Raw genomic sequence first — 24,946 nt, 5'->3', positions numbered from 1 at the left:
CTCAGTCGTCGCCGAACAGGCGGCGGTTCTTATCGACGAAGGCGCGGATCGCTCCGACCAGCGGCCCGCCCTCACGGCCCTTCAGATAGGCCCAGCCCGCCCCGGCCCCGATCAGGGCGCCGACAGCGTCGACGATCAGGTCCCACATGGTGTCGACCAGGCCGGACTTCTGAGTGTTCAGACCGAACACCTGGTCCAGGGTGAACTCCCAGATCTCCCACACCGCACCGATCATCACGGCGAAGCAGAAGGCGAAGAAGGCCACGGTGAAGGGCGCCGCCGTCAGCCGGTTCCCGCGCACCAGCATCAGCATCAAAAGGGTGCCGGCCAGCCCGAACCCGACGGCCGAGCCCCCGTGCAGCACCACGTCCCACCACCAGTAACGCTCATAGAAGTCGCCGACCTCGCCCAGCAGCAGGGTGGCGCACAGGAAGGCGGCGATGGCGCTGACAAAGGCGGTCGGCAGGGCGACCCCCACCTTCTCGCCCAGCCAGATCGGGACCAGGGACAGCAACAGGGTTCCGATCCCGACGAAGGTCACGCTGAACTCATCGGTGATGAAGCCGACCACAGCCGCGCCGATCAGGATCGCCCAGGTCGGATAGAGGATGATCGGGGGACGCCTGTCCCGACGCTCGCCGTCCATGCCGCGCTCTCCCGTGGTCGACCTTTCCGTCAGACTAAGGCCGGACCCGCTTCACCGGCAAGGCGAGGTCGAGAAGCGGAACGCGCCCGGACGCCGAGCAGCAGACCCAGAGGCCCCACGCGCCGCGCGATCTCATAGGCCGCCAGACAGCCCCCGAAGGTGACGGCGATCAGCACTGCGGCCTCCAGTCCCTGCGGCAGACCCAGCCTGGCCAGATGATACGCCGCGACCACGGTGATCGTCTGGTGGACGATGTAGAAGCAGAAGACCCCGCCCGTCAGATAGCGCAGCAGCGGCCCGTCCCGGTTCAGATAACGGGCGCCGTAGCCCAGGGCGGCCGCGATGAAGGCCCATTGATCCAGGGCGTAGACGAACCGCATCCCCCCTCGCAGCGCCTCCGGCGGAACCCCGCCGTCGCGATAGGTCCAGCTATAGGCCGCCCATCCGGCCCAGGCGCACAGACCGAGCAGAAGGGCCGGCAGCCTCACCTTCTCGAATCTAGCCTGCAACAGCGATGACCGCGCGCTGAGGAAGCCGAACAGGAAGGCACCGAACGACACGGCATGGTTGTACCAGTCGTCCGTCAGGGCATGAGTCGTCGGGAAGACAGGTCCCAAGGTCCAGCGCAGGAGAAAGAGCCAGAGGACGGGCCAGACCAGCAGGCCCCATCCGCCCAGCGCCCGCTCCAGCCCCTTTTGCAAAACGGGCAACCACCGCCGCCCGAAGAGCAACAGTCCCGCCAGGATCAGGCAGTAGACGAACAGATAGGCCACAAACCACATGTGGTTCCACGTCGGCGTCGTCAGGCATCCGTCCGCGTCGCACCAGCCGCCGGACGCCGTCGCATACTTCATCCAGAAATCGGCCAGCCAGTGCGATCGTCCGGGATCGACGATCCCCAGGCCCTGCGCCGCCTCGACCACCTCATAATAGGACTGGGGCGGCACGATCACGAACATGGCGAACAGCAGCGGCGGCAGCAGGCGCAGGGTGCGCGATCCGGCGAAGCGTCGCACGGCGCCTCTTCCGTCGCGCTGCAAGCTGTCGAACAGGAAGCGCGTGGCCGCCCCCGACACTAGGAACAGCAGGGTCAGCCGCCACGGATTGGTCAGTTGCATCACCGGCTCCAACTGCTCGACAGGCCGGGGGCTGTTCACATGCCAGTCCCAGGGCACGTAGAACATGCCGACGTGATAGAGGATCAGCAGCATGAAGGCGCAGACCCGGATCCAGTCCAGGTCATGGCGACGGCGATCTGCGACGAGGGGTGTGACGGACATGAGCGACCTGGGATGACGGAGACGACGAACCCCGGCCTGTCATCGACGCCCCGCGTCCGGCAATCGGAGCGGGACCGGCGGACCTCGAGCCGGGCCGGATCGCCGGCGACGGGGGCGAGCGGCGCGCCGTCAGGGACGAGCGGAGCGAACCGCCGCGACCTGCTGGCCGGCTGGCCTGTCATCATCGTCGTGACCTTGGGCTTCATGGTGGTCAACGCCCTGACGGTTCTGGCCGATCAGCCCGACCTGCGTCCCTGGGCGCCCTGGGTATGGGAAGGGTCCAGCGCCCTGGCCCTGTCGCTGCTGGTCTGGCTGCCCTGGCTGGCTGGTTCGGTCGCCCCGCCGGCCCTGTTGAGCGAAGGCTGGAATGGTCGCGGACGCTTCCTCGCCGTCCATCTGACGGCCGCCTGTCTCTACAGCCTGTTGCACGTCGGCATGATGGTTACGATGCGCCACGGCGTCTACGCCCTGTTGGGCGAGACCTATGACTACGGCCCGCCGATCGAACGCTTCATCTACGAACTGCGCAAGGATCTGCTCAGTTACGCCCTCTTCCTCGGCGTCTTCTGGACCGTGCACAATCTGCGCGAAGCGCGCGAGACGCCGCTGCGGCCCGTCAGCTTCGACATCCGCGACGGAGCGCGACTGATCCGGGCGCCCCTGAACGACATCCTGGCCGCAGCTTCGGCCGGCAATTATGTCGAGTTCGTTCTCGTCGACGGACGGCGGCCGCTGATGCGCGTCACCCTGGCGGCGGTCGAGGCCGAGCTGGCGCGCTGCGGCTTCGTGCGGACGCACCGCGGATGGCTGGTCAACAGCGCGCGGATGACCGGCCTGCGGCCCGAAGGCTCAGGCGACTGGACGGTGGAGCTGGGTGATTTCGAAGCTCCCCTATCCCGCCGCTACGCCGAGGCGCTGGAGCGACTGCGCGCGGCCTGACGCCGCATCCACACGGCCACGCCCACGGCGCAGACCAGGCTCAGGGCCGCGCCCGCCGCAAAGGTCGCCTGGGGACCGAAGCCGTCCCAGAGCAGACCCGCCGCCAGATTGCCGATCAGGGCGATCAGACCCGAGATCAGGGCGAACAGGCCGAAGGCCGAACCGCGCAGATGGGCGGGCGCCGCATCGGCGATCAGGGTCATCAGCAGGCCTTGCGAAAAGCCCATGTGCAGCCCCCACAGCGCCACGCCCAGGTAGTAGACCGCCTGATTTCCGGCCAGAGCCAGCGCCACGTCTGCAGCGGCCAGGAAGACCAGGCTGAGCAAGAGCAAGGAGGTGCGCCCGATCCGATCCGACAGCGCCCCCACCGGGAAGGCGGCCAGGCCGAACACGAGGTGCAGCAGGACGGTCGCCGCCGGAGCGAAGGCGGCGGGAACGCCCACGTCCAGGCCCTTCATCAGCAGGAAGGACTCGCTGAACCGCGCCAGGCCGATCACCGCCGTCAGGGTGATCATGGTCCAGGTCGCGGCGTCCAGGCGGATCGCCCCCTTCAGACTGGGCGGTTTCCTGGCGACCTCGTCCGGGCGCGGCGGGTCGGACACCCCGCCGATCAGCAGGGCCACGGCCAGGAAGGCGGGAATGGAGGCCAGCCAGAAGACCGCCTTGATGTCGTTCGCCAGCAGCACCATCAGCCCGATGGCCAGCAAGGGTCCGACGAAACCGCCGACCGTGTCCAGCGACTTGCGCAGGCCGAAGGCGCGGCCTCTGATCTCCTGCGGCGTCACCGCCGCGACCAGAGCGTCGCGCGGCGCGGTGCGGATCCCCTTGCCGATCCGATCCACCCCCTTGGCCAGCAACACCCCCTCGACCGAGGCCGCCAGGGGAAAGATCGGCTTGGACAGGGCCGCCAGCCCATAGCCCGCCACCGCCAGCCACTTGGGCCGGGCGATACGATCGGACCAGAAGCCCGACAGGAACTTCACCGCCGTGGCCACGACCACGGAAAAACCCTCCACCAGTCCGATCACCACCGCCGAAGCGCCCAGCCCGACCACCAGATAGATGGGCAGCAGGGTCTGGATCATCTCCGAGGAGACATCCATCAGCAGGCTGACCACGCCCAGGACCCAGACGCTGCGAGGAATAGAATTGCGAGGCATTCGCACTTCGTGAGCGACGCCGGCCCTCAAGTCCAGCTTCGAACGCAAACTTCACAATTCCGTCGCTGCAGGGACGACAGCAGCTATGGCCGGAGAGCGTCTAGGCGCCCCCTACTTCAATCCGTCTTCGGCCAGGGTGTGGGCGACGAGGGCGTTGGCGTGGCCATGGCCCATGCCGTGCTCGTCCTTCAGCAAGGCCACCAGTTCCATGTGTTTGGCGGGATAGCCGGCGCGCACGACCGCCTTCCATTCGGCGATGGGGCGGCCGTATTTCTTTTCAATGGAGGGGAAGTAGGAGGCTGGGCCCTTGATCGGCGCTTCGGTCATCGGCGGCTTTCTTTCTCTGTCTGTCGTCAATAAGGGCGGCGTCGCGCGGCGGCGCAAGCGTCCTCGCATGACGCGGATCGGACGCAGGGCCTTCACCCGCGACGGCTTCCGGGTCTAAGACCCCTGCATGAGCACAGCCCCGCTTCCCGACGCCGCTCGCCAGAACTGGGTGGACCGCCATGCGCCCGAGCGGCTGAAGCCCTGGCTGAAGCTGGGCCGCTTTGACCGGCCGATCGGGACCTGGCTGCTGCTGCTGCCCGGCTGGCAGGGCATCCTGCTGGCGCTGAACCAGTACGACCGCCCCTTCGGCGGCTATGAGCTGTGGCTGATCATCGGCTTCGCCGTCGGCGCCGCCCTGATGCGCGGGGCGGGTTGCGCCGTGAACGACATCGTCGACCGCGACTTCGACGCCCAGGTGGCGCGCACGGCGATGCGCCCCATCCCGGCGGGCCAGATCAGCGTCAAGCAGGCCTGGGCCTTCGTCGGCGGCCTCAGCCTGGTCAGCCTGTGCATCCTGCTGACAATGAACCTGACCTCGGTCTTGCTGGGTGCCCTGTCGCTGGGCCTGGTCGCGGCCTATCCCTTCATGAAGCGGATCACCTGGTGGCCCCAGGCCTGGCTGGGACTGACCTTCAACTGGGGCGCCCTGCTCGGCTTCGCGGCGGCGACCGGCGGCCTGTTCGCCCTGGGCTGGCTCTATGTGCTGGAGGTCAAACTCAGCGGTGATTCCTACTGGATGGCCGACGGCTTGAACCGCATGGGAAATCTGGCCCTGTCGGCGGGCCTTCTCTATGCGGGCGGCCTGTTCTGGACCCTGGGCTACGACACCATCTACGCCCTTCAGGACATTGAGGACGACGCCATGGCCGGGGTGAAGTCCTCGGCGCGTCGCCTGGGCGCCAGAGTGAAGGAGGGCGTCGGCCTCTTCTACGTTCTGGCCGTGCTTCTCGCAGGGGCCGCAGGCTGGGCGGCCGGACTGGGGCCGATCTTCTATGTCGGCCTGGCCCTCTACGCTCTGCACTTCGTCTGGCAGGTGCGGCGGCTGCGACCCGACGACCCCGCCCTGGCCCTGCGCCTGTTCAAATCAAATCGCGACGCGGGATTGATCCTTCTGGCCGCCATCGCGTTCAACGGCATAGCTTTCTGATCGAGCCTTCCCAAGGAGTCCGGCATGATCCCCTCGCGCCCCGCCCGCGCCCTGCTTCTGACCGTCGCCGTCGCGGCGACCCTGGCCGCCTGCCAGCGCAAGGAGAAGGAGGCCTCGCCCGAGGCCGCACCGCCCGCGGCCGAAGCCGCCGCGACCGGCCCCCTCTCCTATGAAAGCGCCACCCCCTACGCCAAGGTCAGCCTGACCCTGCCCGAGGCGATCAAGACCCAACCCAAGCTCTACGCCGACCTCTATCGCCAGGAGGTGGCCGACCTCGGCCGCTACGCCGAGGGCGCCCAGGCCGACCGCACCGAGGCCGGCGGCGACAGCGCCATGGGTCCGTATGAAAAGACCATCGTCTACGGCGGCGCCGTCCAGACCGGCCGCCTGTTCAGCGCCATGCGTACCGACTTCGACTATTCGGGCGGCGCCCACCCGAACACCGTCGCGACCGGCCTGCTGTGGGACAAGACGGAGCAAAAACGCGTCACCGCCGCCGACCTCTTCGCCAAGGGCGCCGACCTGACCGCCCTGGAGCGCGCCCTGTGCACGGCGGTCAACACGGCGAAGAAGGGCCGCCCCGGCGCCGAGCCGGTCACGGCCGGCGGCGACATGTGGAGTTGCCCCAAGCTGACCAAGACGGCCGTGGTTCTTGCCCCCGGCTCCGTCCAGGGCAAGGCGGGCGGTCTGACCTTCCTGCTCGACGCCTATGCGGTCGGCCCCTATGTCGAAGGCGCCTATTACCTGACCCTGCCGGCGTCCGCCTTCCAGGGCCTGCTGGCCCCTGCCTACGCCGCCGAGTTCGGCGGCCAGCCGCTGAAGGCCGGCGACGTGACCGAGGACCTGCGGCCCAAGGCCTGACGTTCCGGGACCGGCCGCTTTCCGGCGGTCGGTCCCCCTTATTCGACCTGATAGCGATAGACGAGGTCGTCGGGATCCTCCCTCGGCGCCGATGGATCGAGCACGCCGCCGAGCCTGAGCGCGACCGCCGAGGAGGCTGTATTGCCCGGCGCCACATAGCTGACCAGGGACGGCGGCTTCAGGGTTCGGCAGACCCAGTCGCGCAGGGCCGCGGCCGCCTCGGTCGCATAGCCCTTCCCTTCATGCCCCTCGTACAGCAGCCAGCCCAGTTCCTTCTCGTGGAACAGGGGACCGTGGTTGACGCCGACCTGGCCGATGCACTCCCCCGTCTCTGTCAGCACCATCATCAGGGCGCCGTGACCGAAGAAGCGCCAGATGGCCAGGTCGTGGCAGAACATGCCCCAGGCCGCCCGCCGGTCGAACGGCCCGCCCATCCCCGCCGATCGATCCGAAGCCAGGAAGGCCTCGTAGGCCGCGAAGTCGTCCAACACCTGCGGCCGCAGCGTCAGCCGTTCGGTTCTCAGGGTGACGATCTCGTCCGTCGTGTCGATCTGCAGGAAGGGAGTGTCGGTTCTCATGAAGGGTCCTGGACGCGACCTTGTTTAAAGCCTGAAGGCCTTAGTCGGCCTTTGCGAGGAATTCGTCCACCAGGGCGTCCAGTCGCGCGGGCTGGTCGGTCATGATGAAGTGGCGGCTGTCGTCCACGCGGACCAGCTTAACCCCGGGCAGGGCGGCGTACTCGCGGCCCCACATGGCGTCGGCCACGGCGGCCGGCGCGCCGCCGTTGGCGTCCGAGGCGTAGACGGCCCAGACCGGCGTGGTCATGGCGGCCAGGCCCGGACGGGCGTCGGTGGTCATCACCTCGCGAATGGCCGCAGCCATGGCGTGACGGTCGGAAGCCATGGACCATTCGACCATGGCGGGGCGCGCGGCTTCGTTCCGGATCAGGCCCACGGCGCCGCGCTCCTGTTGCGTGCGGAAGCCGGCGGCGTCGGCGTTCAGAATGGCCGCCGCCGCCTGGTCGGCGAAGGGCTTGGCGCCTTCGGCCGTGGCCTGGGGGCCGTACATGGCGCTGAAGAAGGGCAGGCTGTCGACGCTCATCAGCTTGCCGACCGCCTCAGGATGCTGTTGCGCGACCAGAAGGCCGGTCAGGGCGCCCATGGAGTGGCCGATGATCGCGGGCTTGTTCAGGGTCTTGGCGTAGCGCGCCACCTCGTCGACCGCCGGCTGGATGAAGGCGCCGTCGCCGTGCGTCCAGGCCTCTCCGGCGAAACCGGCCAGTTGCACCAGATGCACCCGGTGTGTCGCCGACAGGCGCTGGGCCAGGGGCCGCCACACCTCGCGCGAGGAGGCGAATCCGGGGATCAGGATGACGTCGGGGCCCTGTCCGATCACCTCGACCGACAGACGGTCAGAAGCGAAGGCGGGCGCCTCGACCCGCGCCGGCTCGACCCGAACGGTCTCGGCGTGGGCCGGGGAAAAGATGTTGGCGGCGGCCCAGCCGACGGCGGCGGCCAGCATCAGGGCGCGGAGGGTTCTGGCGGGAGCGGAGATCTTGGACATCGGCGTTTCCTTTGAGTGTTTGGCGGACCCGCCGCACATCAGGCGTGCGGGACCGATCCCCGGGTCAGGCCCGGAGCGAAGGGAGAAGGCGGCTTTTCGGAAAGTAAGGTTTGACTGACAGAGGCGTCAGACGTGGGGATTCTCGAAGACATCCTCCACCGGCCGTTCGAACAGGGCGGAGATGCGGTAGGCGAGGTCCAGAGAGGGGTCGTGCTTCTCGGTTTCCAGGGCGTTGACGGCCTGGCGCGAGACCCCAAGCGCCTGACCCAGTTGCTCCTGGGTCCAGTTACGCTCGACGCGCAGCAGCTTCAGACGATTCTTCATCAGTTCGAGCTCCGGATGAAGGGCGAGACCAGGCCGAAAACGGCCCAGAACAGGGGGTAGATCATCCAGCCCTCGGCGTGGGGCGCCCCGGCGAAGCTCTCGCCGAAGCCCCAGGCGCTGAAGGCGGCCATGGCCACGCCGGCCGAGACGATGAACTGCTTGGCCGTGACCGCGCGAACGAACTCGTCGCTGTCGCGCATGAAGCTGAGGGTGGCCCACATCTGACCGGCGATGGGCGCGGCGACCGTCAGGGCCAAGGCCCAGGCGGCGGGCTTGCCCTGGATGGCGTCGAAGGCGCCGCCCATGGTCGCCGCCATGACGGCGACATAGCCGGCCATGAAGGCGAAGGTGCGGATCACGTAGCGGCGGCCAGCGGGGGTGGTCTGTTTCGACAGCGTCAACATGGAAGGCGCTCCTGACTGAATGTAAGGCTGACCTTACTCCACATTCATGTCATGTCAACCTGACTTTTTGTCAGGCCAGCATGATTTTCATCGGCGCGCTCGCACGGCTCCCTCTTCTGCCCTAGACAGACCCTCATGCGCCTGATGCCCGCCAATGCTCCCGACTTCATCGCCGCCAACACCCGGTTGCAGCCCGTGCCGCACGCGCCCGAGATATCCCTGTGGCTGGCGGACGAGATCACGCCCCTGTGGCGTCTGACGGAGGAGGAACTGGGCGAGATGGGCCTGCCCCCGCCCTTCTGGGCCTTCGCCTGGGCGGGCGGCCAGGCCCTGGCGCGCTGGCTGCTGGACCATCCGGATCAGGTCGCGGGCAAGAGGGTGATCGACCTGGCGACCGGGTCGGGCCTGGTCGCCGTCGCCGCAATGAAGGCGGGCGCGGCCGATGTCCTGGCCGCCGACATCGACCCCTTCTGCGAGGCCGCCGTCGCCGCCAACGCCCGCTCCAACGGCGTCGAGATCGCTTTCACCACCGAGAACCTGCTGGCCTCGCCCCCGCCGCGCGTCGATCTGATCTGCGCCGGCGACGTCTTCTATGAGAAACCGATGGCCGAGGCGGTCCTGGCCTGGCTGAAGCAGGCCCAGGCCAACGGAACCCGCGTCGTGGTCGGCGACCCTGGCCGTACATACTTCCCGAAATCCGGCCTGACCCTGCTGGCCGAGTACACGGTGCCGACCACGCGGGAACTGGAGGATCAGGAGGTCAAGCGCTCTCGCGTCTGGTCTCTGGACTAGCCGTCTTCGTTTCGCCCGGCGCTGATCGTCTTCAGCGCCGCCAGCGCCCGCTCGCGCGCCGCGACGTGATCCACGACGGGGCGCGGATAGGTCGCGTCCAGCACCACCCCCGCCTCGGTCAGGGCCGCCGCGGGCGCCGTCCACGGCGCATGGATCCAGCGGTCGGGCAGACGCGCGATCTCGGGCAGCCAGCGCCGCACATAGCCGCCCTGCGGGTCGAACTTCTGGCCCTGAACCACCGGATTGAAGATGCGGAAATAGGGGGCGGCGTCAGCGCCCGATCCCGCGATCCACTGCCAGTTCTGCACATTGCTGGCCAGGTCGGCGTCGGTCAGGCAGTCCCAGAACCAGGCCTCGCCCTCGCGCCAGTCGATCAGCAGATGCTTGACCAGGAAGGAGGCCGCCGCCATCCGCACCCGGTTGTGCATGGTCCCTGTCGCCCACAACTGGCGCATCCCTGCGTCCACCAGGGGATAGCCCGTCCGCCCCGCCTTCCACGCGGCCAGACCTTCCGGATCGTCACGCCACGGCATGGCGTCGTACTCGGGCCGGAAGGCGCGTTCAGGCAGATAGGGGAAGTGGTGCAGCAGGTGGGCCGAGAACTCGCGCCAGCCGATCTCGGCCACGAACTTCTCGGCCTGGGCCGCCGGAACCCGCCCTGTCGCCGCCGCGGCCCGCGCCGCCTGCACCGCCCGCCAGGGGCTGATCTCGCCCCAGTGCAGATGCGCCGACAGGCCGCTGGTCCCGTCCCGATCCGGCCGGTCGCGGTCGGTCGCATAGGCTTTCAGCCCACCCGCCGTGAAGGCGTCCAGCGCCGCCAGCGCCCCCGCCTCGCCCGGCGTTCCGACGAAGCCCGTCGACCAGTCGGGCCGCATGGGGCGCAAGCTCCAGTCGTCGATCGCCTTGCTCCGCACGTCGTCCGGGACCACGACCCGCTCAGGCGCGTCCAACGGCGCGGGAGCCTGGGCCGTCGCCAGAAGGGCCTTCAGGAAGGGGGTGAAGACCTTGTAGGCCTGACCCGATCCGTTCAGCACCGCGCCCGGCCGCTGCAGCAGGGCGGCGTTGAAGCCGCGACAGTCCACGCCCTCGGCCTTCAGCCCATGAGCGATGTCCGCGTCGCGAGCGAAGGCCTCGGGTTCGAACAGGCGGTTCATGAAGACCTGATCCGCGCCGGTCTCCTGGATCAGTCGACGCAACTCCGCCTCAGCGTCGCCGCGTCGCAGGATCAGCCGCCCGCCGCGCGCCCTCAGGTCCGCGTCCAGCGCCCGCAACGACCCGTCCAGCCGCCGACGCGAGGCGGCGCCGATCGGTCGCCCTTCCAGCCGCGCGTCCAGGACATAGACCGGCAACACGGCCCGCCCCGTCGCCAGGGCGTGCTTCAGGGCGGGGTTGTCCGCCAGTCGCAGGTCGCGGCGGAACCACAGGATGACGGGCGGTGAAGCGGGCAAGCGGCGTCCTGACGTCGTGCGGCCGAAGGCGGTCCGCTCCCTCCCCTGCGGGATCAGGCGTCGCGCGGCAAGACCGTCAGGACATGGGCGATGAAGGCGTGGAAGGACTCCATGTACTTGCGCAGGAAGGCCTCCGTCTCCGGCGAGGAGACCGCGCCATCGTCGCCGATCAGGTCGGGCTTGAACTGGATATAGGCCTCGACGGCGTTCATCTGGGGCGCGTTGAGGAAGCCCAGGATCGGGCGCAGGGCCTGCTGCCCCACGGCCGTGCCGATGGCGCCGGGCGAGGTCCCGATCACCGCCGTCGGCTTGTTGGCGAAGACGTTGTGGCCATAGGGACGGCTGGCCCAGTCGATGGCGTTCTTCAGGCCGCCCGGCACCGAGCGGTTGTATTCGGGCGTGACGATCAGGACGGCGTCCGATCCCTTGATCCCCGCCTTGAAGTCCTTGGCCACGGCCGGGAAGTCGGCGTCGTAGTCATAGGAATAGAGGGGCAGGTCCCGGATCGGAATCTCGTGGAACTTCAGCTTCTCGGGCGCGACCTGGATCAGGGCCTTCGCCAGCTTGCGGTTGATCGAGTTTTTCGCGAGGCTGCCGATGATGTAGCCGACATTATAGGTGGTCATGGGGCCCGCTCCGCTGGGTTGGAGGCGACGACGACCGCCGCCTCCAACCCAATGCCTGGTAAAGCTTGGCGGTTCCCGTCAGACCGTGACGGCCTGACGCCCCCGGCCCGCCTCGCCGAAGACCCGCAGATAGCGCGCGATCTCGGCCGGGTCGCCGGTCGCCTTTTCAACATTGTCCGACAGCTTGACCGCCGAACGCCCCGCCGCCTGCGTCACCTTGCAGACCAGTGAGATGGGCGTCAGCTCCGGCATGGGCGCGGGCGCGCAGTCGCGGAAGTCGTTGGTCAGATTGGTGCCCCAGCCGAAGCTGGTCCGCACCCGGCCCTTGAAGTGGGCGTGGGTCGTCTCGATCGTATCCACGTCCATGCCGTCGGCGAAAACCAGCAGCCGTTCGCGCGGATCGCGGCCCTTCGCCGCCCACCAGGCCAGGATCTCCTCCCCGCCCGCGATCGGCGGCGCGGAATCGGGCCGGAAGCCCTTCCAGTCGGCCAGCCATTCCGGCGCGTCGGCCAGGAAGGCTCTCGTCCCGAAGGCGTCCGGCAGGGCCACCAGAAGGTTGCCGTCATAGGTCGCCCGCCATTCCTCCAGCACCTGATAGGGCGCCGCGCGCAGGGCCGCGTCGTCGTCCCCCGCCAGGGCCGCGAGGACCATGGGCAGTTCGTGACCGTTGGTGCCCACGGCCTCCAGGTCGTTGTTCATGGCCAGAAGGACGTTGGACGTGCCGATGAAGGCCTTGCCCAACCCCTCCTTCAGCGCCTCGACGCACCAGCCCTGCCACAGGAAGCCGTGGCGACGCCGCGTGCCGAAATCCGATATGGCCAGGCGTTCCAGCCGCCGCAGCCGCTCGACCTTGCCCCAGAGTTTCGTCTTGGCCCGTGAATAGAGGACGTCCAGCTCGAACCGGCCCAGACGGCGCAAGGCGCGGCGGCTGCGCAGCTCGTTCAGGATGGACAGGGCCGGGATCTCCCACAGGGTGACGTCGGCCCAACCGCCCGAGAACTCCAGCTGGAACTGCCCGTCCTCGCCGCGCGACAGGTCATATTCGGGCAGACGGTACTCCGCCAGCCAGGCCAGGAAGTCGGGGCTGAAGATCGACTTCACCCCATAGAAGGTGTTGCCGCCCAGCCAGATCAGCTCGCGGTTGGAGAAGCGCAGGGTGCGCGCATGATCCAGCTGCGCCCTCAGCTCCGCCTCGTCCACCTCATCGGCCAGCCGCACGCTCCTGGTGCGGTTGATGACGCTGAACCGCACCGGCGTGTCCCGATGCTTGCGCCAGATCAGCTGCAACATCAGCAGCTTGTAGAAGTCGGTGTCCAGCAGGCTGCGGACGATGGGGTCCAGCCGCCAGCCGTGGTCATAGGCCCGCTTGGCCAGGTCGACGCTCGCCATGGCTCAGTCCTGGACCTCGCGCTCGATCACAGCCTCGGGCGGGGCCTCGTCCTCGTTGACCAGCCGCCCTTCGCGCGCGGGCTTGATGTAGGGCTCGGGCTGGGGCGTTACGGCGTTGCCGCGCATCAGGGCCCGCCCGGCGGTCAGGCCGCCCGTCACCTGCAGGTCCAGGCGCGCGGCGTCGCGGCGGCGCACCTCGGCCACGGTGTCCGCCGCCTCATCCTCGGACACGCCCAGGTCGACCAGCACCGCCTCGCCGAATTTCAGGGCGGATTCGAAGGTCTCGCGGATGTGGTAGTCGACGCCCGCCTCGATCAGGCGCAGCGAATGGCCCCGGTCGAAGGCGCGCACGAACAGCTTCACCCCCGGGAACTCGGACTTGACCAGTTGGACGATGCGGTCGGCGGCCTCCGGCTTGTCGACGCAGACCAGCACCGCCTCGGCCCGGCCCGCGCCCGAGGCCCGCAGCGTGTCCAGGCGCGTGCCGTCGCCATAATAGACCTTGAAGCCGAAATTGCCGGCGGCCTGGATCATCTCCACGTCGTTCTCGATGATCGACACGTCCACGTCGCGCGCCAGCAGGGGTTGGGACACTACCTGGGCGAAGCGGCCGAAGCCGATGATCAGCACCCGCCCGCGCAGGCCGTCGGCGGCGTCCACGCCCTCGGCCTCTTCCGGCGACAGGCCCGCCTCCTTCGGCAGCCACCGCTTCATGGCCAGGGTCGTCAGCGGCGTCAGGGCCATGGACAGGATGACGATGGCCGTCAGGGCCGCGCTGGCCTGGCCGTCGATGACGCCGCCGGCCGCCGCGGCGCCGTAGAGGACGAAGGCGAACTCCCCGCCCTGGGCGAACAGGGCCGCGCGCTCGATCGCCTCATGGTGGCGAGCCTTGAACAACCGCGCCACGACATAGATGACCGCCGCCTTGACCAGCATGAAGGCCAGCAGGCCCAGGACCACGATGCGCCAATCGGTGATCACCACACCGATATCCAGAGCCATGCCGACCGACAGGAAGAAGAGGCCCAGCAGGATGGCGCGGAAGGGTTCGACATCAGCCTCCAGCTGATGGCGGAAGGTCGAGTCCGACAGCAGCACCCCGGCCAGGAAGGCGCCCATGGCCATCGACAGCCCGACCCCGTTCATGATCCAGGCCGTGCCCGCCACGACCAGCAGGGCGGCGGCCGTCATCACCTCGCGTCCGCCGTTGCGGGCCAGGAAGCGGAAGACCGGATTGATGGCGTAGCGCCCGGCGATCAGGACCCCGGCCACCGCCGCGGCTGCCAGGCCGATGGTCCGCCACAGGGGAACCGTGGACTCCGTCGCCGTTCCCAGGGACGCCGCCAGGACGGCGACAATGGCCAGCAGGGGCACGATGGCCAGGTCCTCGAACAACAGGATGCTGACCGCCCTCTGTCCCTGCGGCGTCGGCAGGTCGCCCCGCTCCTCCAGCATCTGGACGATGACGGCGGTCGAGGACATGACGAAGCCCATGGCCCCGACGAAGGCGACCGGCGCCGGCGCGCCCGCCGCCATGGCGACCAGGGTCAGGGCCAGGCCCGCCAGCCCGACCTGGGCCGCGCCCAGGCCGAAGATCTCGTTCCTCATGCCCCACAGGCGCTTGGGCCGCATCTCCAGCCCGATCAGGAACAGGAAGATGACCACGCCGAACTCGGCGACGTGCAGGATGGTCTCCGGTTCGCGGAACAGGGCCAGGCCGAAGGGACCGATGGCCACGCCCGCCGCCAGATAGCCCAGCACCGAGCCCAACCCCAGCTTGCGGAAGACGGGCACGGCCACGACCCCCGCCGCCAGCAGCGCGGCCACATGGCCCAGATCCATTCCCGTCGTCGCCTCGGCCATCGCTCACCCTTGTGCTTGAACCCCCATAGTGGGGGCGAAGCGCCGCGATTGCGAGAGGGAGTTCAGCCGAAGACGGGTCCCAGGCGCGCCGGGTGCCCGCTGCGGCTCATGGCGCCCCAGTCGTCGGCCAGCCCCTCGGCCAGGGTCGCCAGTTGATCCAGGACGGCCAGCATGGGATAGGGACCCGTGCTGACGCGACAGGCGCCGGCCTCGAACAGGCGCGCAGCCGGCGGGGCGCCCGGACCGGCCATCAGGCTGATCGGCCCGCCGATCCCCTGGGCCAGGCGGCGCACCAGGTCCGGGTCGGTCGCGCCCGGCAGGAAGACCACGTCGGCGCCGGCGGCCAACCAGGCCCGACCGCGCTCGACCGCCATGTCGAGACGCGCCGCCTCGTCCTCGCCCAGCCCCAGCAGGAAGACATCCGTCCGGGCGTTGATCACCAGATCGGGCGTCGCCGCCCGGATGGCGGCGATCCGCGCCTGCTGCGCCCCGATGTCGATCAGAGCGCCGGGGTTGCGATAGTCGGCGTCCTCGAAATTGATCCCGACCGCCCCCGCTTCCCAGGCGGCGCGGGCCGTATCCGCCGCATCGGCCGCCGACGGGCCGTAACCCGCCTCCATGTCGGCGTTGACCGGCGCCTGGACGGCGCAGGCCACGACGGCGATCTCCCGCGCCATGGCCTCGCGGTCCAGACCCTCGCCGTCGCCGGCGCCGCGCGCCCAGGCCACGGCGGCGCTGCTGGTCGCCACGGCGGGAAAGCCCGCCCCGACGAAGACGCGGGCGCTGGCCGCATCCCAGCAGTTGGGCAGGACGAAACCGCCCCGAGCATGCAGATCGCGGAAGGCGGCGGCGCGGCGGGTCGTCTCGGTCATCGGATCCTCCTGACGGGTCGATGCAGCCTAGACCCGTCGCGGCGAGGACGTCCCGCGGTTTTCGGACAGGGTCGTCGGAAGGCGCGGCGCCCGCGCCACACCTCGTCGCCGCGCCGCGCGCATCGCGGACGACCGCCACAGTTTGGCCGAACATCGTCACGCTTGATGCAGAGGACAGGGATGGAGGAGACCTTCAATGCCGAACCGCAACCCGTCGCGCCCGATCCTCGCGATCGCGGCCGTCGTTCTGACCGGCGCCCCGGCGCCCTCCGTCGCCGCCCCCCTGCCCCCGCCCATGCCGCCGCAACGCGACGGGACCCCGACCGAGGCCGCCTGCCGCGCCTTCGGCTTCGACCTGAGCGCGCCGACCCGTCCGCCGATCCTGCACCGCGGCCGGCCCGCTCCATCGTCTGCTTCTGCATCCGTTCAGCGGATGGGGCCGGAGAACCGATCCGAGTATGCGGCCCCGCCGTCCGCTCCGCCTCCCCCGCCGCCGCCTCCCCCGCCTCCTCCGCCAGGCTCTGTGGTCAGCGACGCGACCGTCAGCGGTTCGCGCATCGCGCCCCGTCCGCCCGGCTTCCCCGTACCGCCGCGTCCCGTTGACACGGAACGCTATCCCGACGCGACGCCCAACCCGGTGAAGCGCACGGCGGACCAGCCGGTCTCGACCTTCTCCATCGACGTGGACACGGCCGCCTACGCCAACGTCCGCCGCTTCATCGACAACGGCAGGGCTCCGCCGCGCGACGCCGTCCGGGTCGAGGAGATGATCAACTACTTCGACTACGGCTACGCCCGCCCGACCTCGGCGGCCCGTCCCTTCGCCGTCACCACAGCCGTCGCCGCCTCGCCCTGGGCGCCGGGCCGCCAGATCGTCCATGTGGGCCTGCAGGGCTATGAGTTGCCCGAGGGTCAGCGCCGCCCCCTGAACCTGACCTTCCTGGTCGACGTCTCCGGCTCGATGAACAGCCCCGACAAGCTGGAGTTGGCCAAGCAGTCGATGAACCTGATCATCGACCGTCTGCGGCCCCAGGACCGCGTCGCCGTCGCCTATTACGCCGAGGGCGCGGGCACGACCCTGGCCCCCGCCTCCGGCAATGAAAAGCTGAAGCTGCGCTGCGCCGTCGCCTCCCTGCGCGCGGCGGGCGGCACGGCCGGCGCGACCGGCATGACCAACGCCTATGACCAGGCCCAGGCCAGTTTCGGCCGCGACAAGGTCAACCGCATCCTGATGTTCACGGACGGCGACTTCAATGTCGGCGTCACCGACGACAAGCGGCTGGAAGACTATGTCGCCGACAAGCGCAAGACGGGCATCTACCTGTCCGTCTACGGCTTCGGGCGCGGCAACTACCAGGACGCGCGGATGCAGGCCGTCGCCCAGGCCGGCAACGGGACGGCCGCCTATGTCGACGACCTGAACGAGGCCCGCCGCCTGTTCGGCCCCATGTTCGACCGGGGCGCCTTCCCCATCGCCGACGACGTCAAGATCCAGGTCGAGTTCAACCCCGCCCGCGTCGCCGAGTGGCGGCTGATCGGCTATGAGACCCGACTGCTGAACGAGGAGGACTTCGCCAACGACGCGATCGACGCGGGCGAGGTCGGTTCGGGCGCCTCCGTCACCGCCCTGTACGAGATCACCCCCGTCGGCGGCCCGACCCAGGTTCCGGAGCGCCGCTACGCCGACAACCGCCCCGCGACCGGCGGCGATCCGAACGGCGAGATCGGCTTTATCCAGGTGCGCTACAAGCAACCCGGCGCCGCCCGCTCCGAGCTGATCCAGCAGGTTCTGGCCAACTCCGCCGACGGCCGCGTCAGCGCCCAGCCGCCTGAAGCGACCCGTTGGGCCATGGCCGTCGCCGCCTTCGCCCAGAAGCTGCGCGGCGATCCGTGGATGAAGGCCGACTATGGCTGGGACGCCGTCCTGGAACAGGCGCAGGGGGCGCGCGGCGACGATCCCTACGGCGACCGCGCCGAGTTCGTGCAACTGGTCCGCGCCGCCCAGACCCTGCCTGAACGAAGGGAGCCCTAGGCGACTTCCGGCAGGGGACCTTGAGATCGCCTGCCGGAACCGGGCTCCCTCGCGCGGGTTCCTAAGGTCAAGCCTGACAGACGCCGGGCAAGGGAGAGACCGATGAAAATCCGCGACGTGATGAGCAAGGACGTGCAGGTGGCCCGTCCCAACGACACCCTTCAGGAAGTCGCCGCCCGCATGGCGGCGGGCGATTTCGGCTTCATCCCCGTCGCGGACGGCGAGACCCTGGTCGGCGCCCTCACCGACCGCGACATCGCCGTGCGCGCCGTAGCCGCGGGCGCCCCGCCGACCGCCCGCGTGGTCGAATTCCTCAGCCGCGACGCCCTGGTCGTGCGCGCCGACGACGACCTGAAGGCCGCCCTGGACCTGATGAGTTCGCGCCAGATCCGCCGCCTGCCGGTGGTCGACAAGGACGGCCGCCTGGTCGGGGTCGTCTCCCTGGGCGACCTCTCCACCCGGGTGAAGGAGCGCTATGCCGGCGAGGCCCTGGAGGAAATCTCCCGCTCGGGCTGAGTTCATGCTTCGCTAACCACGACGCGGAACCCGGCGATAACCGCCGCCCGTCATCCTGTCCCTTTCATTCGGGAACCATGTCATGGCGCGCGCGCAATTCCAGAAGGGCCAGAAGGTCTGGGTCGAGAGCGTCGGCGTCTGGTCTCAGATCGAAAAGGTCCTGCCGGTCTGGGCCAAGGGCTTCGACGAGCCGGTCCGCATCACCTATGACGTCGGCCTGGGCCGCGACTTCCTGGCGACGGAGCTGCAGCTGCCGGCGGAGGACGCGGCCGCGACCGAGTTGGGCGACTGGCGCGTCCTCCGCGCCCGAAACAAGTGGCAGGACCCGGCCGACTGCGCCCATCACCCCTTCCCCGGCAGCTATCCGGTCGTGGTGACGGACAGGGCCGACTGGGGCGGCTGGCGCGTGCCCGGCGCCGAGTACGACCGCGACCCGGCCCGGATCGAGTTCCAGTCCCGCCTGATCGCCGCCTCGCCCGACCTGATGGCCCTGGCCCGCGAACTGGTTGAAAGCGTGGGTGAAAGCCCGGAGGACGCCCCGCCGGAAAGTCTGCGTCTGGCCCGCCGCGCGCGGGACATCCTGCGTCGCGTCGCCGACGCCATGGGGGCGCCCGCCGCCCCCGCCTCGCCGGAGCTTCCGGCCACGCCGCCCGCCGCCTGAGCCCCTCTTCCCCTGTCAGGCGAAAAGCCTTTCTTTCCGACTCTCGACAGGAATCCGCGACGCAGCCTAGATTCGCCCCGTTTTCGGGATGAGGAACGGGCTTGCAGGGCATTGAACGCCGCAGCTACCAACCCGGCCGTCGTGCGACGGACCGGGCATCGGGAGGCGCGACCGTATGGTTGCGCGTCCTGCTGCTGGCTGTCGCCCTGGCGGTCACGGCCTACGCCGTCCTGGTCATTCGCGACAGCAGCCGCCCGCACCGCGAGGCCGAGGCCGCCCGGCGCGAGGCCCTGTCGCTGGAAGCCCGGCTGGCGGCGAACCGCATCCAGTCCGCCCTCGACCTGACCCAGGCCGCCGTCAATCTGAGCGTGCGCGAACTGGTCGACCATCCCGGCCGGGCCGTCGACGCCCTGGACCGCGCCCGCGCCGTGGCGCCGGAGGCGGGCTTCGTCCTGACCGGCCCGAACGGCCAGGTCCTGGCGGCCTCGGGCGGCAAGACCGGCCCCGACGCCGCCGTCCGCGCCGAGGGCGCCTACACCCTGCGCGACGAGGCCCTGCTCAGCCGTCGCGAACTGGGCGCCGGCCGCGTCCTGATCGCGCGCACGCCCCTGCCCCCGCTGAAGGCTGAACTGGCGGGCGCGACCCTGACGGTCGTCCCCGCGACCAGCCTGCCCGCCGTTCAGGGCCGCCCGGCCAAGGGCGTGGACGGCCGGACGACCCTGTCGATCTCCGCCCCGATCGGTGAGACGGAGCACGCCGTCGTCGCCTCCCTGCCCGCCGCCGGGGGCTTCTTCGCCTGGCTGAACGACGCCTGGGTCCTGGCCGCGCCCCTGCTGCTGGTCATGATCATGCTGGTGGTGATCGCCGTCCAGAACTGGCGCCAGGCCCGCGCCGGCCGCGCCTGGGCCGACACCGAGCGGCGCTTCCGCGTCGCGGTCGAGGCCGCCCGCTGCGGCGTCTGGGAGTGGGATCTGGCCAAGGGCGAGGTCGTCCTGTCCGACTACATGGCCGCCATGCTGGAGGCCGAACCGGGCGCCGTCCTGACCACGGCCGACCTGATCGAGCGGGTCCATCCCCGCTATCGCGAGACCCTGGTCGAGGCCCTGGACCGCGCGGGCGCCACCGGCCTGTTCGACGTCACCTTCCCCGTGCCTCTCAAGGCGGGCGGGGTGCGCTGGATCGACGCCCGGGGCCAGTCGCGCCAGCCGCGCCGCAACGCGGGCTTCGGCAGCCTGATGGGCGTGGCCCTGGACATCACCGAGGCCCGCCGCACCAAGGCCCAGGCCCAAGCCGCCGAGAACCGCCTGCGCGACGGCATCGAGAGCGTTTCCGACGCCTTCGTCCTGTTCGACCGCCAGGGCCGCCTGGTGCTGTGGAATCAGGCCTTCCAGGACGCCTTCGCCTTCCCGCCCGGCGTGGTCGTGCGCGGCGCCCACAAGGACGCCCTGAACCAGATCGCCGCCGAGGCGGTGAAGGCCGAGCACCCCTCCGCCGGCGGCCGCGCGGGCGTGCGCGAGGTCGAGCTGAAGGACGGTCGCTGGCTGCAGATGGCCGAGCGCTTCACCGGCGACGGCGGCACCGTGGTCATCGCCGCCGACATCACCGTCATCCGCCACCAGGAGGCCGAGCGCCGCCGCGCCGCCGACGAACTGCGCGGCATGGTCGAGGAACTGGAGGACCGCGAGGCCAAGCTGTCCCTGCTGGCCCGCAAGTACGAGGTGGCCATGACCCGGGCCGAGGCCGCCAACCAGGCCAAGTCCGAGTTCCTGGCCAATATGAGCCACGAGCTACGCACCCCGCTGAACGCCATCAACGGCTTCTCGGAGATCATGGCCGCCGAGATGTTCGGCGCCCTGGGGGACAAGCGGTACAAGGGCTATGCCGCCGACATCCACGCCTCGGGCCAGCACCTGCTCAGCCTGATCAACGACATCCTCGACATGGCGAAGATCGAGGCCGGCAAGCTGACCCTGCACTACGAGCCCGTCTCCCTGAACGGCCTGTGCGACGACGCCATCCGCCTGATGCGCGGCAAGGCCATGGAATCCGGCCTCGGCCTGGCCCTGGTCGCGGCCGAGCCGATCGACGTCGAGGCCGATCATCGCGGGCTGAAGCAGGTGCTGCTGAACCTGATCTCAAACGCGGTGAAGTTCACGCCCGAGGGCGGGTCCGTCACCGTCTCCCTGGTCCGCCAGGGCGAGGATCATGTCCGCGTCTCGGTCGCCGACACCGGCATCGGCATCGCCGCCCACGACCTGGACCGCCTGGCCCAGCCCTTCGAACAGGTCGAGGGCCAGCATTCCAAGACCACCCAGGGCACGGGCCTGGGTCTGGCCCTGACCAAGTCCCTGATCGAACTGCACCAGGGCCATATGATCATCGAGAGCGAGCCGGGACGCGGCACCACCGTCTGGTTCGACCTGCCCCTGCGCGCCCCCGAAGGCGCCATGGCCCCCGTCGGCGTCCCGCCCCAACGCGTCCAGTCCCGCGCCGCCTGATCAGGCTTAGGTTTCGGGAGGTGCGCCGACCTGACTCCTCCCCCGTTCACGGGGGAGGGGGACCGCAGAGCGGTGGAGGGGGCGGACGCATGCGCCACGGCCGGCCGGTTCTCACCGCCGTTCCGTCCTGACCTGGACACCGAAGCCCGAACCTTCGCCCCCTCCACCACGCTACGCGCGGTCCCCCTCCCCCGCTTCGCAGGGGAGGAGTTCAGTGGTCCGGCGCCGCTTGGCCGGTCTCTGTGAGCGGAGCGGGAGAGGCGTCGGCGGGTGTTTGTGAAACAGGGTCTGAATCGTCTGAATCATCCCCTTCCTCCAGTCGGGCCAGGCCGACGAGGCATTCGGCGGCGAGCTTGGCGAGGAGGCGGTTGGCGGGTTCGGCGGGATCGAGGCCGGACATGGCGCGGCCGAGGCTGAGGGTGTGGCGGTCCAGCCGGGCCTTGCGCTCGGCCAGGGTGAGGCGGGGTTCGGGCTTGGGTTCGGCGGCGGCGGCCTTTTCGGCGCGGTCCTGTTCCGCCTGGGCCAGGGTCAGCAGGCGTTCGTGCAGCCGCATCCAGCGGGCGGCCTCGGTCGAGCGGCCGGCCAGGACGGCGCGGTTCAGGCGGACCAGGGCGTGACGGGCCATGTCGGCGTAGTCGGGCAGGCCGGCGGCCAGTTCGGCCTCCAGGTCCACGGGCTCGGGATCGGGTTGGTCGCGGCGACGCCAGCCCTCGGCCGCCGCGCGATGGCGCAGGGTCCCTTCGCGCAGGTCGTAGCGGTCGCAGACGGCCTCGGCGCTGTCGCCGGCCAGATAGTCGTGACGGGCCAGGGCCCAGGTCTCGTCCGAGGCCCGGCGATAGCCGCCGCGCCCGTCTTCACGATCCGGCCGGGGATCGTCGTCGTCGCCGTAGATGTAGACGTATTCGTAGTGCGGTTCGTCCGCGCGGGTCGCTTGCTGGTCCATCTCGCCCTCCGGTTCACCCCAGAAGATGGGGGAACGCCATTATGAGGCCGCTGGAGACCGTGCTAGGTCGTCAGGCCGAAATTTCCTGAAAGTCGAATGATTTCAAAGGTCGGAATGACGAAATTAGGATGGCGAGATCGGAAATCTATCTTTTTTGGGGTGTTTTAGGGGGCCGACCTGACTCCTCCCCCGTTCACGGGGGAGGGGGACCGCGGAGCGGTGGAGGGGGCGGCTGCACGTGCGACGGCCGAGTTGTTTGCACCGCCGTCCCGCCCTGATCTGGAAACCGGAGCCCGAACCTTCGCCCCCTCCACCATGCTGCGCATGGTCCCCCTCCCCCGCTTCGCAGGGGAGGAGTGAAGCGCCACCCTCCCCCAAAGGCGGAGGGAGAAGAGGCATCAGTGCGGTTTCTTGTCTGAAGCGGCGCCCGCCTTTTCGTCGCGGCCGCGGTGCGGCTTATGGCGGGAGAGGATGGGGGCCAAGGCCTTGCGGTCTTCGGGGCTGAGACGGGACAGGGTCTCGACGGCGCCGGCCTCGAGCCGGGCGCGGCCCCGGGCCTCCGAGGCGCGCGAACGTTCCAGCAGCGCGGACACGGCCACCGGATCAAAGGTCGGAGCGCCGGCCAGGGCGATGGCCTCGCGACGGGCCGCGCGGGCCTCCTCGAAATCGGGCCGGGCCTCCATGGCGGAGGCGCGCAGGCCCTGCTTGACCTGGTCGCGCACGGCGGCGGGCATGCGGTCCACCACGTTCCAGACGGACTCGCCCCGCCCGGGACGCCGCGCCTCGGCCACGCGTTCCTCGACCTTGTCGCGCATCACCCATATGGCCCCGCCCGCCGCCAGGGCGAAGAGGTTGACGGCCACCGAAACGGCCAGGGCGATCTTCAGGCTCTTCATGCTCATCCGCCCAGGACCTCCGTGTCGTCCGCGCCGGCCAGACTGGCCTGATAGAGGACCGCGTCGGCCTGGACGTCGGCGGTCATGTGAGCGGTCAGGCTGATGCCGAAGACCACGCCGGCGCAGGCCGCCGCCGCCCATCCGGCGCCCGACAGCCAGGCCAACAGGCCCGGCGCCCGGCCGCGACGCGGCTTGAGCCCAGCCACCGCCGCCGCCGCGATAACGCGTTCGCGCAGGGCGTGGGACACGGCCGGTCGCGGCGCCGCGTCCAGCAGGACGTCCAGCCGGTCCGCCTGGGCCAGCAGGCCCGCCGCGCGCGGATCCGCCGACGCCAGGGCGCGCCCGGCCTCACGCTCGGCCTCGGGCCAGCGCCGCAGGTCGCCGCCGTAGGCGTCGGCCAGATGTTCAAAACGCTCGAACGTCATCGTCATGGTTTCCAGCCCCCGCCTTTAACCTTTCACCGTCTTCGTTTCACCCGCCGCCGCATGGGGCGCCAGATCCGCCAGAGCCTGCCGCAGGGCGCGGCGACCGCGCGAAAGCAGGCTTTCCAGGGCCTCGACGCTGATGCTCATCAGCCCGGCGGCCTCTATGTTTCCCAGTTCCTGATAATGGCACAGGACGATGGCCTCGCGCTGCCGCTCGGGCAGTTTCGCCAGGGCCGCCTCGACCCGCGCCCCGGTCTCCATGGCCAGCAGGCCGCGATCGGGCGCGGGACCGTCGTCGATCCGTTCCGGCGGGGCGTCGGTCGGCGTCTCACGCCGACGACGCAGCCGGTCGTAGCAGAGGTTGAGGCCCACCCGGTGCAGCCAGGTGTCGAACTTGGCCTGGCCGGGCGTCCAGCGCGGCGCCTGGCGCCAGGCCCTGAGCATGGCTTCCTGGGCCACGTCCTCAGCCTCCCCCGCGTCGCCCAGCATGCGCTGGGCGAGCGTCAGCATGCGCGGCAGCTTGCGGGCGACCATGGCCTGGACGGCCGCGGGGTCGCCTTCGCCCACGCGGCGCACCAGATCCTCGTCGGGGTCGGCGGTCTTCGCCAATCCAGCCTCTTTCGCCGTTCAGGACGCGGGCCGACGGTCGGACCGCCTTCCCCGACACCGACCTTACTCCGAAGCGGGCGTCGAAGGCGACGCCGCAGAAGCCGCGACCGGAGCGGCGTTACGGCGCTCCTGACGCTTTTCGCGCATTTCGGCGCGGCGCGCCTGCATGGCGGCGCGACGCTCCTCGACCGTCAGGGTTCCGTCGCGGTTCGCGTCCATGCGGACGAAGGCCTCATTGGCCTTGCGCTCGGTCTCGGCGATGACGATGGGGAAGCGGGCCCCGCCGCCCTGCGGTCCGCGCGCCATATGGCGGGCGCCGCGTCCCTCGCCGTGTCTTGGCCCGTGCGCCATGCGGCGGCCCTGCTCGCGTCCGGCGCGCTCGCCGTTCGCGGCCGCGCGCGGGGCGTCGAACTCGGCGCGGCTGATCGCGCCGTCCTTGTTCGCGTCCAGGCGGTCGAACCGGGCCGCGCGACGCTCGGCGCGCTTGGCCTGGCCGGCGGCGCGCATTTCCTCGGCCGTGACCGAGCCGTCGCCGTTCGCGTCGGCGGCGCGCAGGCGCTCCACCCGGCGCTGGACGAACTCAGCCTGGGTCACAGGCTGGGCCATGGTCGCACGAGCCGGACGTTGCGGCTGGGCGGGCGCGGCCGTCTGGGCGACGGCGACGCCGCCGAAGGCGGTCAGAAGGGCTATGGCGGCCACGCCGCCGATGGTCTTTTTCATCTCGA

General features: G+C 70.1%; 26 protein-coding genes. 8 read left to right on the top strand and 18 right to left on the bottom strand.

Going from position 1 to position 24,946, the window contains the following annotated elements:
* Position 1: 1 nt before the first annotated feature.
* Both ABIE19_RS01880 and ABIE19_RS01875 read right to left on the bottom strand, forming a co-directional pair.
* Positions 2 to 646, bottom strand: a complete 645-nt coding sequence (locus ABIE19_RS01880) for a DUF2238 domain-containing protein (protein ID WP_354087414.1) — start codon at positions 644 to 646, stop codon at positions 2 to 4.
* 29 nt (positions 647 to 675) lie between these two features.
* Positions 676 to 1,926 (bottom strand): acyltransferase family protein, encoded by a 1,251-nt coding sequence (locus ABIE19_RS01875; protein WP_354087413.1) that lies wholly within the window; start codon positions 1,924 to 1,926, stop codon positions 676 to 678.
* Between the two features lie 12 nt (positions 1,927 to 1,938).
* Between ABIE19_RS01875 and ABIE19_RS01870 the strand changes: the two genes are divergently transcribed.
* Positions 1,939 to 2,865 carry a LytTR family DNA-binding domain-containing protein gene (locus tag ABIE19_RS01870; protein WP_354087412.1) on the top strand — a complete coding sequence of 309 codons (927 nt, stop codon included), beginning with the start codon at positions 1,939 to 1,941 and terminating at the stop codon, positions 2,863 to 2,865.
* On the opposite strand, the gene ABIE19_RS01865 is transcribed toward ABIE19_RS01870, so the two are convergent.
* Positions 2,829 to 4,025 carry an MFS transporter gene (locus ABIE19_RS01865; RefSeq protein ID WP_354087411.1) on the bottom strand — a complete coding sequence of 399 codons (1,197 nt, stop codon included), beginning with the start codon at positions 4,023 to 4,025 and terminating at the stop codon, positions 2,829 to 2,831. The genes ABIE19_RS01870 and ABIE19_RS01865 overlap by 37 nt on opposite strands.
* Positions 4,026 to 4,136: 111 nt before the next feature.
* The gene (locus ABIE19_RS01860) at positions 4,137 to 4,352 is read right to left on the bottom strand and encodes a DUF4287 domain-containing protein (protein WP_354087410.1); all 216 of its coding nucleotides are present in this window, start codon (positions 4,350 to 4,352) and stop codon (positions 4,137 to 4,139) included.
* Positions 4,353 to 4,479: 127 nt separating this feature from the next.
* On the opposite strand from ABIE19_RS01860, the gene ABIE19_RS01855 reads away from it, so the two are divergent.
* A complete protein-coding gene (locus tag ABIE19_RS01855) occupies positions 4,480 to 5,499 on the top strand; it encodes a UbiA family prenyltransferase (protein WP_354087409.1) in 1,020 nt (339 codons plus the stop codon).
* Between the two features lie 24 nt (positions 5,500 to 5,523).
* A complete protein-coding gene (locus ABIE19_RS01850; protein ID WP_354087408.1) occupies positions 5,524 to 6,360 on the top strand; it encodes a DUF3298 domain-containing protein in 837 nt (278 codons plus the stop codon).
* A gap of 38 nt (positions 6,361 to 6,398) precedes the next feature.
* Here the strand turns inward: ABIE19_RS01850 and ABIE19_RS01845 are convergent, their stop codons facing one another.
* From ABIE19_RS01845 to ABIE19_RS01830, 4 genes are all read right to left on the bottom strand, one after another.
* The gene (locus tag ABIE19_RS01845) at positions 6,399 to 6,938 is read right to left on the bottom strand and encodes a GNAT family N-acetyltransferase (protein ID WP_354087407.1); all 540 of its coding nucleotides are present in this window, start codon (positions 6,936 to 6,938) and stop codon (positions 6,399 to 6,401) included.
* Positions 6,939 to 6,978: 40 nt separating this feature from the next.
* Positions 6,979 to 7,923, bottom strand: coding sequence for an alpha/beta fold hydrolase (locus tag ABIE19_RS01840; protein ID WP_354087406.1), 945 nt, complete (start codon positions 7,921 to 7,923; stop codon positions 6,979 to 6,981).
* Positions 7,924 to 8,049: 126 nt separating this feature from the next.
* Positions 8,050 to 8,247: a helix-turn-helix transcriptional regulator gene (locus ABIE19_RS01835; protein WP_354087405.1), complete on the bottom strand. Its 198-nt coding sequence runs from the start codon at positions 8,245 to 8,247 to the stop codon at positions 8,050 to 8,052.
* On the bottom strand, positions 8,247 to 8,651 hold the full coding sequence (locus ABIE19_RS01830; protein WP_354087404.1) for a hypothetical protein: 405 nt from the start codon (positions 8,649 to 8,651) through the stop codon (positions 8,247 to 8,249). The genes ABIE19_RS01835 and ABIE19_RS01830 overlap by 1 nt, the downstream gene beginning before the upstream one ends.
* A gap of 135 nt (positions 8,652 to 8,786) precedes the next feature.
* Here ABIE19_RS01830 and ABIE19_RS01825 point away from each other — a divergent pair, with 135 nt between their 5' ends.
* Positions 8,787 to 9,443, top strand: coding sequence for a class I SAM-dependent methyltransferase (locus ABIE19_RS01825; RefSeq protein WP_354087403.1), 657 nt, complete (start codon positions 8,787 to 8,789; stop codon positions 9,441 to 9,443).
* Here the strand turns inward: ABIE19_RS01825 and ABIE19_RS01820 are convergent.
* The 5 genes from ABIE19_RS01820 to ABIE19_RS01800 all read right to left on the bottom strand — a co-directional run bounded on the left by ABIE19_RS01820 (position 9,440) and on the right by ABIE19_RS01800 (position 15,641).
* Positions 9,440 to 10,891 carry a cryptochrome/photolyase family protein gene (locus ABIE19_RS01820; RefSeq protein ID WP_354087402.1) on the bottom strand — a complete coding sequence of 484 codons (1,452 nt, stop codon included), beginning with the start codon at positions 10,889 to 10,891 and terminating at the stop codon, positions 9,440 to 9,442. The genes ABIE19_RS01825 and ABIE19_RS01820 overlap by 4 nt on opposite strands.
* A gap of 53 nt (positions 10,892 to 10,944) precedes the next feature.
* Positions 10,945 to 11,517: an NADPH-dependent FMN reductase gene (locus ABIE19_RS01815; RefSeq protein ID WP_354087401.1), complete on the bottom strand. Its 573-nt coding sequence runs from the start codon at positions 11,515 to 11,517 to the stop codon at positions 10,945 to 10,947.
* A gap of 78 nt (positions 11,518 to 11,595) precedes the next feature.
* Positions 11,596 to 12,906 (bottom strand): nicotinate phosphoribosyltransferase, encoded by a 1,311-nt coding sequence (locus tag ABIE19_RS01810; protein ID WP_354087400.1) that lies wholly within the window; start codon positions 12,904 to 12,906, stop codon positions 11,596 to 11,598.
* A gap of 3 nt (positions 12,907 to 12,909) precedes the next feature.
* Positions 12,910 to 14,769: a monovalent cation:proton antiporter-2 (CPA2) family protein gene (locus tag ABIE19_RS01805; RefSeq protein ID WP_354087399.1), complete on the bottom strand. Its 1,860-nt coding sequence runs from the start codon at positions 14,767 to 14,769 to the stop codon at positions 12,910 to 12,912.
* A gap of 62 nt (positions 14,770 to 14,831) precedes the next feature.
* Entirely contained in the window at positions 14,832 to 15,641 is an 810-nt protein-coding gene (locus ABIE19_RS01800) for an isocitrate lyase/PEP mutase family protein (RefSeq protein WP_354087398.1), read from the bottom strand.
* A gap of 196 nt (positions 15,642 to 15,837) precedes the next feature.
* Between ABIE19_RS01800 and ABIE19_RS01795 the strand changes: the two genes are divergently transcribed.
* The 4 genes from ABIE19_RS01795 (at position 15,838) to ABIE19_RS01780 (ending at position 21,348) form a co-directional block, all read left to right on the top strand.
* The gene (locus tag ABIE19_RS01795; RefSeq protein ID WP_354087397.1) at positions 15,838 to 17,673 is read left to right on the top strand and encodes a vWA domain-containing protein; all 1,836 of its coding nucleotides are present in this window, start codon (positions 15,838 to 15,840) and stop codon (positions 17,671 to 17,673) included.
* A gap of 102 nt (positions 17,674 to 17,775) precedes the next feature.
* Entirely contained in the window at positions 17,776 to 18,189 is a 414-nt protein-coding gene (locus tag ABIE19_RS01790; RefSeq protein WP_354087396.1) for a CBS domain-containing protein, read from the top strand.
* A gap of 82 nt (positions 18,190 to 18,271) precedes the next feature.
* On the top strand, positions 18,272 to 18,850 hold the full coding sequence (locus ABIE19_RS01785) for a hypothetical protein (RefSeq protein WP_354087395.1): 579 nt from the start codon (positions 18,272 to 18,274) through the stop codon (positions 18,848 to 18,850).
* Positions 18,851 to 18,951: 101 nt separating this feature from the next.
* On the top strand, positions 18,952 to 21,348 hold the full coding sequence (locus tag ABIE19_RS01780; protein WP_354087394.1) for a PAS domain-containing sensor histidine kinase: 2,397 nt from the start codon (positions 18,952 to 18,954) through the stop codon (positions 21,346 to 21,348).
* Between the two features lie 211 nt (positions 21,349 to 21,559).
* On the opposite strand, the gene ABIE19_RS01775 is transcribed toward ABIE19_RS01780, so the two are convergent.
* From ABIE19_RS01775 to ABIE19_RS01755, 5 genes are all read right to left on the bottom strand, one after another.
* Positions 21,560 to 22,291: a hypothetical protein gene (locus ABIE19_RS01775; RefSeq protein ID WP_354087393.1), complete on the bottom strand. Its 732-nt coding sequence runs from the start codon at positions 22,289 to 22,291 to the stop codon at positions 21,560 to 21,562.
* Positions 22,292 to 22,689: 398 nt separating this feature from the next.
* The gene (locus tag ABIE19_RS01770; protein WP_354087392.1) at positions 22,690 to 23,193 is read right to left on the bottom strand and encodes a periplasmic heavy metal sensor; all 504 of its coding nucleotides are present in this window, start codon (positions 23,191 to 23,193) and stop codon (positions 22,690 to 22,692) included.
* The gene (locus ABIE19_RS01765; protein WP_354087391.1) at positions 23,190 to 23,618 is read right to left on the bottom strand and encodes a hypothetical protein; all 429 of its coding nucleotides are present in this window, start codon (positions 23,616 to 23,618) and stop codon (positions 23,190 to 23,192) included. Before ABIE19_RS01765 ends, ABIE19_RS01770 begins: the two co-directional genes overlap by 4 nt.
* Before the next feature lie 18 nt (positions 23,619 to 23,636).
* Complete coding sequence (locus ABIE19_RS01760; RefSeq protein WP_354087390.1) at positions 23,637 to 24,221, bottom strand: RNA polymerase sigma factor; 585 nt, start codon at positions 24,219 to 24,221, stop codon at positions 23,637 to 23,639.
* Between the two features lie 63 nt (positions 24,222 to 24,284).
* Complete coding sequence (locus tag ABIE19_RS01755; RefSeq protein ID WP_354087389.1) at positions 24,285 to 24,941, bottom strand: EF-hand domain-containing protein; 657 nt, start codon at positions 24,939 to 24,941, stop codon at positions 24,285 to 24,287.
* Positions 24,942 to 24,946: the final 5 nt, after the last annotated feature.

The organism is Brevundimonas faecalis, assembly GCF_040549405.1.
GTDB lineage: Bacteria > Pseudomonadota > Alphaproteobacteria > Caulobacterales > Caulobacteraceae > Brevundimonas > Brevundimonas faecalis.
Note: the sequence above shows the minus strand (reverse complement) of the source record. Positions and strands in the feature narration are given on the sequence as shown.